The sequence below is a fragment of the Streptococcus suis genome (assembly GCF_002964575.1).
GTDB classification, from domain to species: Bacteria; Bacillota; Bacilli; order Lactobacillales; family Streptococcaceae; genus Streptococcus; species Streptococcus suis_R.
In genome coordinates, this window is the sequence record NZ_POQQ01000101.1 from 1 (window position 1) to 271 (window position 271).

At 36.9% G+C, this 271-nt stretch carries 1 protein-coding gene; it reads left to right on the plus strand.

The window, feature by feature from the left end:
- Positions 1-26: 26 nt before the first annotated feature.
- Positions 27-271: IS200/IS605 family transposase (tnpA, locus tag C1E58_RS11925; protein ID WP_153055845.1), on the plus strand; the 245-nt coding region annotated here is incomplete at its 3' end.

Genomic DNA, 271 nt, shown 5'->3' on the forward strand with positions numbered 1-271 from the left:
CAGGTTAGATAAAGGAGGAAAAAGAAATGGCTAAAACCAGTTACAGTTTATCACATACCAAATGGATGTGCAAATATCACATAGTTTTCACGCCTAAGTACCGTAGAAAATCCATTTACTACAAAATAAGGCAGGACTTAATTGATATTTTCCGTCATCTATGTCGATACAAAGGCGTGGAAATCATTGAGGGACACATGATGCCAGACCATGTTCATATGCTTGTCTTGATACCCCCAAAACTTTCGATTTCCGATTTTATGGGATATTT